The sequence below is a fragment of the Paenibacillus lignilyticus genome, assembly GCF_017942085.1.
Lineage (GTDB): Bacteria > Bacillota > Bacilli > Paenibacillales > Paenibacillaceae > Paenibacillus_Z > Paenibacillus_Z lignilyticus.
In genome coordinates, this window is the sequence record NZ_JAGKSP010000012.1 from 82,023 (window position 1) to 93,959 (window position 11,937).

The window sequence follows — 11,937 nt, forward strand, 5'->3', positions numbered from 1 at the left end:
AGCCGAATACAAAAAAAACAGCCGCCCCGACAACTTGATGTCAGAGCGGCTGTTTCTTTTCTTACTTAGTCCTTATTCCGTTATACGAGATGGCAAGCTACGCTGTGATCGTTCCCGACATTTCTGAACAGCGGCACTTCCTCGCGGCAACGGGCTACCGCAAAGGGACAGCGAGTATGAAACTTGCATCCGGCCGGTGGATCCGCCGGATTCGGCAGTTCCCCGCTCAGCACGATTCGCTCGCGCTTCAGTTTCGGAATCGGGATCGGCACGGCAGAGAGCAAAGCCTTCGTGTACGGATGCAGCGGATTGCGGAACAGCTCGTCGCGAGAAGCGGTCTCCATCATCGAGCCAAGATACATGACGCCGATATGGGAGCATAAATGCTCGACGACACTTAGATCATGAGAAATGAATAAATACGTTAATCCCTGTGTGTCCTGCATCTTGCGAAATAAATTAATAATTTGTGCCTGAATGGATACATCCAGTGCAGAGACCGGCTCGTCCGCAATGATCAGATCGGGATTCAAGACGAGGGCTCGAGCGATGCCGACGCGCTGGCGCTGACCGCCTGAGAATTCATGCGGAAACCGGTCGATGTGATACGACGACAATCCGCAAGCGGCCAGAACATCCATGACCCGGTCGCGTATCTCCTCCTTTGGCACGAGACCATGGTCGAGCAGCGCCTCGCCAATCGCATCGCCGATACGAACGCGAGGGTTTAGCGAGCTGTACGGATCCTGGAAAATAAGCTGCATTTTCGGGCGAAGTCTGCGCAATTCCTCGGGAGGCAAGTTATAGAGCTCAACACCTTTGAACTTCACTTCACCGGCCGTTTTTTCCGTCAGTCGCAGGATCGTCCGCCCTACCGTGCTTTTCCCGCTTCCGGATTCTCCGACGAGACCGAAGGTTTCGCCCTGCTTAATCGAGAAGCTGATATCATCAACGGCCTTGACGTTGCCGACTGTACGGCTGAGCAGACCGGATTTGATCGGAAAATATTTCTTTAGCCCGTTCACCTCGAGCAGTGGTTGTTGTACCTCAGACATACGCGATCGCCTCCTCATACAACCAGCATGCGACCTTTTGCCCATTTCCGACTTCCTTCAATTCGGGCTGCTTTGTTCTGCAAATGTCCATGCAATGCGCGCACCGGTCATGAAAGTAGCAGGATGGGACGAGCTCCAGCGGATTCGGAACCTGCCCCGGAATGGAATACAGCTCTTCTTGGCGCTGGTTGATAATGGGCTTGGATTTCAGCAAGCCTTGCGTGTACGGGTGTTTCGGACTTTCGAACAAGGCGACAACTTCGCCTTCCTCTACGACTTTCCCCGCATACATGACCACGACATAATCCGCCATCTCCGCCACGACGCCAAGATCATGCGTAATGAGCAATATGGACATGTTGGATTCGTCCTTGAATCTGCGCAGCATATCGAGAATTTGCGCTTGAATCGTAACGTCAAGCGCAGTCGTCGGTTCATCGGCGATAAGCAGCTTCGGACCGCATGAGATCGCGATGGCGATCATGATTCGCTGCAGCATGCCGCCGCTTAGCTCATGCGGATACGAGTCCGCAATTTGCTCCGCGCGCGCAATGCCTACTTCGCCGATGAGCTCAATTGCCCGCTTCCGCGCGGCTTTCCTGCTGAGCTTTAGATGCTCCATCAACGGCTCCATTAGCTGCTCCCCGATTCGGAGCACAGGGTTGAGCGAGGTCATCGGTTCTTGGAAAATCATTGCGATTTCATTGCCCCGAACGGTACGGAGCTCATTGCGGCTCAGTGTAAGCAAGTTTTCGCCTTGAAATGAAATACTTCCGCCGACCACCTGACCTGCCGGTGCTTCGACCAATCCCATCACCGACATCGCGGTGATGCTCTTCCCGCTGCCTGATTCCCCGACGATACAGACGATCTCGCCTTGGCGAACCTGTAAGCTGACGTCATCTACTGCTCGAACGACACCTTCCTCGGTTTTGAAAATCGTGCTTAAGCGCTCTATATCAAGTACGTTATCCATGCTCACGTACACCTACCTTTTCTGCTTAGGATCCAAGACGTCCCTCAATCCATCCCCGAAGATATTAATCGCGATGACAGTCGCGAATATCGAGAAACCGGGCGGAATCCAAAGCCACGGATGGTCTTGAAAGTCGATCATATTGTTAGCGGCATCGATCATATTGCCCCATGTTGGTGTTGGCGCCATGACCCCGAGTCCGAAATAACTTAGGACGGATTCGTATAAAATCGCCCCGCCGATGTTTAATGTGGCAATGACGATGAGCAGCGGTACCAAGTTCGGTAACAAGTGATTGAATAGCTTCCTTCGGTCGCGAAGACCGAGGACGACGGTTGCTTGCATATATTCTCGTTCACGCAGGCTAAGCATCTGACCTCGAACCATCCTGGCAAGCCCGGGCCAGCCGACAATACTTAGCATCAGCATGACGATATACATGCGATAGTCCGTCGGTATTTTCCATTCTGACAGCAGTGCACCTAAGATGAACAGGAGCGGCAGGCTTGGAATCGTCAGCAGCAAATCTGCCAGACGCATGATGATTTGATCGACGATCCCCCGATAATAGCCGGCAATCACCCCAAGCAGCGAGCCAACGAAAACCGACAGTACCATCGAAGCCAAGCCGACGGTCAATGAAATTCGTCCCGCTTGCAGTGCGCGGGTCAGTACGTCGCGCCCCAGCGCGTCCGTGCCCAGCCAGTGCTTGAGACTCGGAGCTTTATTCATAAAGGCCATATTGATTTTGTTATCCGTGTACGGCGAGAACAACGGACCGATGAAGCATGCCGCGAACATGAACGCCACGACAACAAAACCAAACACAGCCAGCTTGTTCTTGAGCAGTCGCCTTAAAGATTGTCTCCATAGCGACGTATATACTGGTTTAGGTTTAGGGGCCGACAAAACTGCTGTCCCCTCACTATGAGTCGTTGACATCCGATTGGACCTCCTACAGCCTGACCCGCGGGTCGGCGACATGGTACAGAATGTCCGAGACCAACGTGCCGATGACGGTCAAAATAGCAATAAACAAAGTGAATCCCATGAGCAGCGGATAATCCCGCAAGCCGAAGGATTGCATATAAAGCTGCCCGATCCCCGGCCAGTTGAAAATTTTCTCGATAATCAACGAACCCCCGAACAGCGCGGGAAGCTCAAAGCCGACCAGCGTGATGGCGGGCAGCAGCGCGTTGCGCAGCGCATGCGTGAACAACACCTTACGTTCTTTTAACCCTTTCGCGCGGGCCGTACGGATATAATCCTGTTTAATAACGTCAATCATATTACTGCGGAAGTAGCGCGTCAGAGAACCGACTCCGAGCAGCGTCATGACCATGACCGGAAGAATCATATGGTGTACGACTTCTTTGACATAGGCCAGCCCCGTTGCATTGCTGCCCGTCGTCATCATGCCGCCCGGAGGCAGCCACTTCCAATCGACGGCCAGAATCTTGATCAGGAAGAGACCGATGAAGAACGAAGGTATGGACATCGCGGCGAACAGTGCCACCATTACGAACGTATCGAACCATGAATACTGCTTGTACGCGGCGATTACGCCGACGACGACCGCGATCAGCCAAGTCAGAAACGTGGAAACGGCCGCAAGCAGGAATGAATTCCAAATATATTGGTTAAACAAAGTGAGAACCGGTTTTTGCTGTGACAACGAATAACCGAAATTGCCGTGGAACGCATTCTTCATCCAGATCGCATATCGCTCGATCACAGGCTTATTCAGCCCATAGATCTCCCGAAGCTCTGCTTTGCGCTCTGGCGTCAGCTTGATATTTCCCGTGATGAAATCCCCAGGCGTCAACGCGTACAGACAAAATATCAAGAAGGAAGAAGCGAACAATATGACGATGATATATAGGATACGCTTCGTAATGTACGTGCTCATAATCGACTCCTTAACCTGCTATTCCCTGCCCGGGATAACCCGAACAGGGAATAGCATTCGTTTGTATCGTTATTGGCTCAGCGTCCAATTCGGCAAGCTTGGGGCAAGACCGTTGAACGGGCTGACGCTTAGATTCTGAATCCGTCCGTTATAGGCGTACACGCTCTTCTTATAATTTGTGAAAATGATCGGCAGCTGATCGTTCAGCAGCTTGTAAATATCCTTGTACACGGCTTTGCGCTCTTCAATATTCGAAGTTGCCAAACCTTTCGCATACAATTCCTTGAAGGTTGCATCATCGTAGCCTGCAATTTCGCCATCAACGAATTGCAGCAAGCCATCCGACGGATCGGTCAAGAGCGACGTCGAGAAGGAAGCCATGTCATAATCGCCGCCTTCCACCTTGGATACAAGCGCGTTGAAATCCGCGAATACTTCAGGCTCGAATTTGATGCCCAGCGCTTCGAAATCTTCTTTGGCTACAGCGATAAAGACATCCGTTTCCGGTTTTTTGTAGCCCAGGTAATGAATCGTCAGCTTCTTGCCGTCTTTCTCGCGAATGCCGTCTGCTCCTGCTTTCCAGCCCGCTTGATCCAAGAGCTCCTTCGCTTTCTCCGGCTCGAACTTATACGGATTGATGCCTTCCTCCGTATATGACCATGAGATCGGAGAAGAAGGAATGTTCGCTACTTGGCCCGCACCCTGCGCCGCATCCACATAAATACTTTGACGGTCCAAGCCGTAGGTGAGCGCTTGACGGACCAGCTTATCCTGCAGTGCCGGATGCTTCAGGTTCAATTGAAGATAGCCATACGTGCTTGGCGTATAGGGCAGAATATTGACGAAGCCAAGCGCTTTCAGCTTATCGATATTTTCCTTTGTAGCCGTGAACGACGCATAATCGACCTCGCCTGTTTCCAGGTACTGCCATGTATCGCCCTGTGCTGTTTTGTATATGAAATGCTCTGTTTTCGGTTTGCCGTCGAAATAATTCTCGTTCGCGATCATGCGGACTTCCTGGCCCGGAATGAATTTCTCCAGCTTATAGGGTCCGGTGCCCAGCGGACTGCCGCTTAACTTCTTCATGTAATCCAATTGACCTTGTTTGTAGTCCTTGCCGTAATACGCCTTGGACAGCACGTCTGATCCGAGCAGGGTCAACGCACTGGCATTCGGCTTCTCGAGCACGACGGATATCGTCTGCGGGTCGATGACCTTGATCCCCGATATACTGTTCGCCGTACCTGCTTTATAGGCGTCGCCGCCTTGGACATGCAGCGTGTTGACCATGGAGTCGCCGTCGTACGACTTGTCGTACAGAATCGTCCACGTAAAGGCGACGTCTTCAGCCGTAAGCGGCGAACCGTCACTGAATTTCAAATCCTTGCGAAGATGGTACGTATAAGTCAAGTTGTCCGCGGATACTTCCCATTTTTCGGCTAAGCCGGGAATCGGAAGTCCTTTGTCGTCGACTTTGACTAGCGGCGTGTAAAGCAACGACGAGACGTTGCCGTCATATCCGCTTTGTTGGAAGTACGGAGTGAACGCGCCGCTTGGATCGGTTAAGCCTACGATGATCGTATCCGTGCGCTGCTTGGCGATGTCCGGAAGTTTAGACATGTCTGACGCTGTGAAGAGGCCGGAAGCATCCTCTGCCGGAGCGGTTGTGTTCGCTGCATTGTTCGTTGCAGGCTGATTCACTTCCGTCTGGTTGGCAGCCCCCGTGGTATTATTATTGCCGCAAGCAGATAACAAGATGGCGCTCGCAAGTATGGCTGTTGATAAGGTTGCAATTTTTCTCTTCATGATACCCTCCTAGATTAGGCAGCTTTTGGCGCTTCTTTAATTCCGATAGAATTACTCGACTTTCTTCGTCCTTATTATAGGGTCGAAATTCGGTTCTGTAAATAGAGAACTCTAAATTAATTCTTTATCTAAAGAATATATAAAGAATTGATTCGAAAAACCCCCACGTTCGGATAGGCTGCAGCAAACGAAAAACCGCTTCCCCACCGTGAAATCACGTGTGTGGAAGCGGTTAACTTATAAAAGCTCTCTTCTATCCTCAGCCCTGCTCGATATACCCCAAGATTTTGCTATGAACCTGCTCCAAGGCGCTCGTTCTTAAGCTATAAGTAGTAAGCGTCTCCCCTTCGAAGTGCGCCGAAAGCATGCCGGCATATCGAAGCTTTGCAATATGATCATGGGTGATCCCCTTGGATAATTCCATATGGCGCACGATTTCGATGAACGAGCGCGGCCCTTGATTGAGATATCTCAAAATCTTCAACCGGCTCTTCTCTGCTACGCTACGGATCATGCGATACTCATGCGGCGCCAGAAATTCTTCGTCCTCCGCATAAATTCGGGCTGCGTAATGGCAAATGGTAACTTTGCCAAAGCTGAAAATAACGTTGATCGGCTGAAAATGATACTGCGGCATAAGAATCAATTGTTCCAGTCCGTTGACCGGTGCGAACGACAGCCCGTTCGTCGTCTCATCGACGAAGGCAATCGGATCCGCCGACTGAAGCGCTTCCTTGCGTGCGCGCGCTTGCTCTTGAAGCCCTTCCAGAATAAAGGGATCGATATGTCGAAAATATTGATCATTCCACTGCTCGAACAGTTTGACGGTATGATCGCGAAATTCCCCCATCTGATCCGGGAACTGGTTACCGTAAGCGGACATTAATTCATAAAGTTCTCCCGCCGTCATCCCTTTGAGCCACTCGACGAAATCGACGACATTTTCTCCCGGGCATAAATGTACGAGTAAATACGTCAGCTTCCAGTCGCCGTCGATCTGAACACGATCCAGTACATCCGCTAATTCAGGCGTGATCATTTGGCGGACCTGTTTGGCCCAGGACGGAGTTAAATCGAGCTTTTTATGCGATTTACGGCAAACATAGGCATGCAAGCTGCCTATGATTTCGTATAATGGTTTGAATCTCACGTCCAAGCTATATACCATAACGTAACGCCCCTCTCTGCCTATCATTATAGCAACTCAACTTCGCTGAGCACCACTTCGAATTTTTCGGGTTCCCCCTCACAAAAAAATAACCTTCCTGGCTAGGAAGGCCGTTAAAGAGAATCTTGCATAGCGAATTCGCTGCGCAGCTCGGATTTGGACCGCCCTCACTCCGTCAGCGTCTGCTGCTCGCTGCGCTCCGCTCGAAGCACAATCGGACCTACAATGAGGGCAAGCAAAAGCAGGGCAACACCCGTAATAAGCGAGATGCCATAGCTTTGCAGCCAATACGGGCTTTCCTCGATTTGCTTATATAGCCAGCCCCCGAAGAGCGGGCCGACAAACCCTGTCACGCCGGTAAGCGCCGAGAACACGGCAACGTACATCGGTCGATCAGACTTTGGCGTATCGCCGATAATAAAGTTGAAGACAAGCAAGTTGTAGCCGCCAAGCCCTGCGCCAAGCGCGATATTAACGATGGTCAGGACAAGCAGAACGGGCAATATCTCTATTCCTACCCATAGGACGCAAGACCCCGCAATAATCGGCAGTGCCCACAGCAGCAGCGTCCGCGAATCAAATCTGCTGTTTAGATTGCCCCAATAATAATAGCTGAACATCGTCGTCAGCATCTGAACCGTCGTGAGTACCGTAATGCCCCACTTGCTGATATGCAGCGTCTCTAGCATGACATACGAGAATAAAGGGATCGCCGCATTTTGCAGCAAAATAAATACCGCAATGAAGATCGTCGCTTTCATATAGCCTTTATCTTTAAGTGGTTTGAGGAAGAGTGCTGCCGAGCTCGATGCTGCCGATTTCTCGAACGGGGGATTAGGGTAGCGCCACAGCTCGATTCCATTCCAGACTGCGCATAAGGCACTGACAATATAGAGAACGGCAAATCCGGTCTCCGCATTCATCTGCTCCAGAATTTGGCCGCCAACCAGTAACGTGATGCTGCCAACCGCCCAGTGAATGGTGTTCCGAATGCCGAAATAGCGTCCGCGCACCTGCGCCGGCACCATATCCGCAACGATCGAGGTCCAGAAGACTGAACTTGTTGAAGCGCAAATAAAGGAGATTAGAAATAATCCGATAAAAACAGCCACCTGCAGTTCTTCAGAGACGAAGAACGGAATAAGGCCTGTCGCGACCCAGAACAGTCGATGGACCACCCCGAATATCGTGAGGAGCAGCTTGCGATTGTTTATCCGCTGCATGTAGAAAGCCGCTACCAGCTGCACGAGATTGGCAAGCGCGGGAATAGCCAGGACCAGCCCGACATCCGATGCCGAGCCGCCCAAATAGACAACGTAAATGGTTAAGATCGGACCGCCAAGCATATTCGCGATGACAACAGCCGGTATGCCTTCCATGATGGACGTCAACAACCCTCTGCGCTGATCGGACAATTGCTTTCGGCGAAAAACAGACATTAAGTGGTTCCAGAAATTCATGCGGTTATCTCCCTCGTGATGTTTCCCCTATGAATGGCCGCGCTATCTATAACATGCTAAACGAGCAGTTCGCCAAGTGTGCGCACCATAACGCCTGTTCCGCCTTTAACTTCCCATGACCGATCCCTCTCCAGCCATGCCGTGCCGCCGATATCCAAATGCACCCACGGCTTCTCCTCCGCGAAGGCGCCGATGAACAACCCGCCGATGCTTGCGCCGCCGTATCGTCCGCCGCCATTCTTCATATCCGCAGCATCGCTGTCCAGCTGCTTGCGGAATTCCGGGAATGCAGGCATCGGCCAGATGCGTTCCCCGGCTCGCTTGGATGCGAGAATAACCTGCTGCTGCAGCGTCTCATCATTCGTGACGACGCCCGTAGCAATATCGCCTAGCGCCACCATAACCGCTCCGGTTAAGGTAGCAACGTCAATCAGCTTCGTTGCCCCGCGGCGGATTGCTGTCGTGAGTCCGTCCGCCAGAACGAGCCGTCCCTCCGCATCGGTATTTACAATCTCAACTGTCGTGCCGTTCATCATCGTAAGCACGTCACCCGGCTTCATGGCCCGATCGGAAGGCATATTCTCCGCGGTTGGAATGACGATGACCGCGTTAAGCTTCGGTCGCAGCTCGCCTAGAATACGAACCAGTCCCAGTACGGCAGCAGCGCCGCCCATATCGGAAATCATCTCTTCCATGCCAAGGCCCTTCTTCAAGGAAATCCCGCCTGTATCGAAGGTGATGCCTTTGCCAATGATGCCCCATTTGTCCTCGTCACCCGGAGCGCCTTCATACTGAATAACAATCATGCGCGGCGGGTGGATACTGCCTTTGCCGACGCCGATAAGTCCACCCATGCCCAGCTTCTCGCATGTCTGTTCATCCATCACTTCAACATCGAGGTTATAAGCCTTAGCCAGCGTCTGTGCTTCGTTCGCCAACACTTCCGGAGTCAAAGTGTTGCCCGGCAAGTTGATCAAATCCCGGGCTAACACGACGGATTCTGCGAATACGGCACCTCGCCGGGTACCGCTCTCCCACTGCTCCGATGCTGCGGCTGCCAGCGGCTCCGGCAATGCCTGTGTTACCGTGAAAGCAACTGTATTCACGAGCGATTGCCTGCGGTTGTCGATCTTCTTCGCCGTCTTACGCGTGAATAAGCCGAGAATATACCCCTCTGTCATGGCCTGCGCTGCCTGGCATACCGTGAACACGGCCGTTCCAATTGATAGGACTTGAGGGAGCAGCTGCTGCACGCGCACAGCCTTTAACCGCTTGGCTGCTTTAGCCGCTGTCGCCGCTGCATCCCGCAGTCCATCAACCGTTAGATGGTCCTGCGAGGAAATGCCGACGAAGATCACATGCGACTCCGGCCGCAGCCCTAAGGTTGGCAGCACGAACGTCTCACGGAGCTCGCCCTTGAACAGCTCTTTCTCAACATGCTTGCGCAGCGCCTCGTCCAGCTGTGGATGGATGCCCGCAACTGCCCCTCCGGGCTGCTTTAATTCTTCTTTGCTGATGAAGGATACGACGACATCGGCAGCATCCGCTGCACTCCGCGCGCTCTTCGTCTCATATGTGAATGTAATACTCATCGTCTGTCAACAACTCCTGTCTTGAAACTCGTAGTCTGCACAAGCCTAATCAACACAAAAAAACCGGGTTTCCCCGATTTCCTGGTTCGTCCTTGCCGTGCAGCTCTGAAGTACAAGCATGATCAGCCGCTGCAAGACAACTTCTGCAATTAACACGGGTTATACCCCGATTCTAATCCTTTATTCCGCCAATGGCAAATAGATATTGAACTCCGTACCTTCGCCGCTGCTGCTCGAAACGCGTATCTTCCCGCCGTGGTTGCGGACGATGCGGTAGCTGACCGAAAGGCCCAATCCCGTACCTGCGGCTTTCGTCGTGAAGAAGGGGTCGAACAGCTTGGATTTGGTCACGACATCCATGCCTTTCCCATTATCGCGGATCGTAATTTCGGCGTCTTTGCCGTCTCGCCTTGTAATGATATCAATCCGGCCGCTTCGCTCGCCGCCCAATTCATCAATGGCGTCCATGGCATTACGAACGATATTCAAAATAACCTGCTTGACCTGCTTCACATCAATGGAAGTGGAGAGATCCTCGTCATAGGTTTCCAGATGGATTTGGCAGCCCTTCATGAGCGCCTCGCTGTCGGAGAGGAGAATGACTTCTTTCAGCAGCGAATTAATCAGCACCTTCTGCTTCATCGGGGCAGATGGCTTTGAAGAGTTCAGAAACTCATAAATGATGTCGTTCGCACGATCAATTTCAGTCAAAATAATACGGGAATATTCTTCTTTCCCTAATTGGGTGAGGTGAGGCTTCAAGAGTTGGATAAAACCACGGATGGAAGTAAGGGGGTTGCGAATTTCATGCGCGATGGCAGCCGCGATCTTACCCAGCATCGCCAGCTTATCGTTCTGATAAGCCGATTGCTCAATCTGCTTGTATTCCGTGACATCCTTGACACTGAATAAATAGTCGCCGTCCAGCTGGTCCCCGTACGTAACGGTTACGAGGAGGAAGCGACCGTTCACATCTTGAAATTCCAGATAGCGGCTTCTTCGCAAAAACATTTCTTTATAGAGCCTGAGAATAATGCGCTTCTTGCTCCGGCTAAGCTGATTATGCCATAGAATATCGGTCAAATTGCAGCCGATTAACGTTTTGCGGGGGATATCGAGCAGCTTGGCCATCTGCACATTGATAAAGGAGACAATCCCGTCGCTATCCAGAATCGCAATGCCGCTGTCCATATGCTGCAAGACATTCTCATATTTGTTCTTCACCATGCGGAAGGAGCGGTGCGAGCTGAGCAGCATGTCCCGCATCTCGCTGAAGCGCTGCTCCGGTGTTTGTTCCGGCTGAAGCCGGAATCGAAAAGCGACCATAAGCTCGATCAGAAAAATAAACGATCGGCTGTACAGGTTGAGCGCTTCCTCGGATTCCACGTTAGCAACGAGCATCTGCATCGATTCTTCATGAATGGCGATAATATCTTCCGGATGAATGCCGTGAAGCAGCTTCCCGATTTCAGTCGCTTCAAAAAGCGATGCTTCGCTGCCGCTTCGAATATATTCAGCCAGCGCTGGAAAATATCGCTTTCGAATGGCCTGCATTGATTTACTCCTCTCCTGCTGCACAGTTCGGCGAATCCATGCGCAATGGAGTAACAATCCATTTACGAAGTGTGATCATGGTTCCTCGTAACTGATCATGTGACAGCTCAATATCGTCTGCCAATTTCTCTATCAACTGAAGATGGATTCGACTGGATCCGCGAAAATGATCGAAAAGTCTGACTTCAATGCCACTGGCAGGTTCCCCTTTAGACGGACTGATTTGCCGAATGGTCATATGTCCCTTCTCCGAGAATGAAATGAGCTGAAGCGCTAGTTCGGAAATCGTATATGCAATTACCGTCTGATCAACAAGACTGAAGCCGATCGCCTTCGCGATGTCTCTCCCTCTTTGTCGTGCCTTGATCGCATCAGCCTTTTCCCGAATATGGAGCATTTCCACGTTTTTTCTCGCCT

General features: G+C 51.6%; 10 protein-coding genes. All 10 read right to left on the minus strand.

Annotated elements, in window-relative coordinates; genetic code table 11:
* Window positions 1-80: 80 nt before the first annotated feature.
* The 10 genes from I8J30_RS23550 to I8J30_RS23595 all read right to left on the minus strand — a co-directional run bounded on the left by I8J30_RS23550 (window position 81) and on the right by I8J30_RS23595 (window position 11,923).
* Complete coding sequence (locus tag I8J30_RS23550) at window positions 81-1,055, minus strand: ABC transporter ATP-binding protein (protein WP_210662322.1); 975 nt, start codon at window positions 1,053-1,055, stop codon at window positions 81-83.
* Window positions 1,048-2,031: an ABC transporter ATP-binding protein gene (locus I8J30_RS23555; protein ID WP_210662324.1), complete on the minus strand. Its 984-nt coding sequence runs from the start codon at window positions 2,029-2,031 to the stop codon at window positions 1,048-1,050. The genes I8J30_RS23550 and I8J30_RS23555 overlap by 8 nt, the downstream gene beginning before the upstream one ends.
* A 12-nt stretch (window positions 2,032-2,043) precedes the next feature.
* Window positions 2,044-2,973, minus strand: a complete 930-nt coding sequence (opp4C, locus tag I8J30_RS23560) for an oligopeptide ABC transporter permease (RefSeq protein WP_210662326.1) — start codon at window positions 2,971-2,973, stop codon at window positions 2,044-2,046.
* A gap of 13 nt (window positions 2,974-2,986) precedes the next feature.
* Window positions 2,987-3,940 carry an ABC transporter permease gene (locus I8J30_RS23565; RefSeq protein WP_210662328.1) on the minus strand — a complete coding sequence of 318 codons (954 nt, stop codon included), beginning with the start codon at window positions 3,938-3,940 and terminating at the stop codon, window positions 2,987-2,989.
* Between the two features lie 69 nt (window positions 3,941-4,009).
* Window positions 4,010-5,746 carry an ABC transporter substrate-binding protein gene (locus I8J30_RS23570; RefSeq protein ID WP_210662329.1) on the minus strand — a complete coding sequence of 579 codons (1,737 nt, stop codon included), beginning with the start codon at window positions 5,744-5,746 and terminating at the stop codon, window positions 4,010-4,012.
* 259 nt (window positions 5,747-6,005) lie between these two features.
* A complete protein-coding gene (locus I8J30_RS23575) occupies window positions 6,006-6,914 on the minus strand; it encodes an ArsR/SmtB family transcription factor (protein ID WP_210662331.1) in 909 nt (302 codons plus the stop codon).
* A 167-nt stretch (window positions 6,915-7,081) separates the two neighbouring features.
* The gene (locus I8J30_RS23580) at window positions 7,082-8,374 is read right to left on the minus strand and encodes an MFS transporter (RefSeq protein ID WP_210662334.1); all 1,293 of its coding nucleotides are present in this window, start codon (window positions 8,372-8,374) and stop codon (window positions 7,082-7,084) included.
* A gap of 56 nt (window positions 8,375-8,430) precedes the next feature.
* A complete protein-coding gene (locus I8J30_RS23585; RefSeq protein WP_210662335.1) occupies window positions 8,431-9,966 on the minus strand; it encodes a leucyl aminopeptidase in 1,536 nt (511 codons plus the stop codon).
* 180 nt (window positions 9,967-10,146) lie between these two features.
* A complete protein-coding gene (locus I8J30_RS23590; RefSeq protein ID WP_210662338.1) occupies window positions 10,147-11,520 on the minus strand; it encodes an ATP-binding protein in 1,374 nt (457 codons plus the stop codon).
* Window positions 11,521-11,524: 4 nt separating this feature from the next.
* On the minus strand, window positions 11,525-11,923 hold the full coding sequence (locus tag I8J30_RS23595; protein ID WP_210662340.1) for an ATP-binding protein: 399 nt from the start codon (window positions 11,921-11,923) through the stop codon (window positions 11,525-11,527).
* Window positions 11,924-11,937 lie beyond the last annotated feature (14 nt).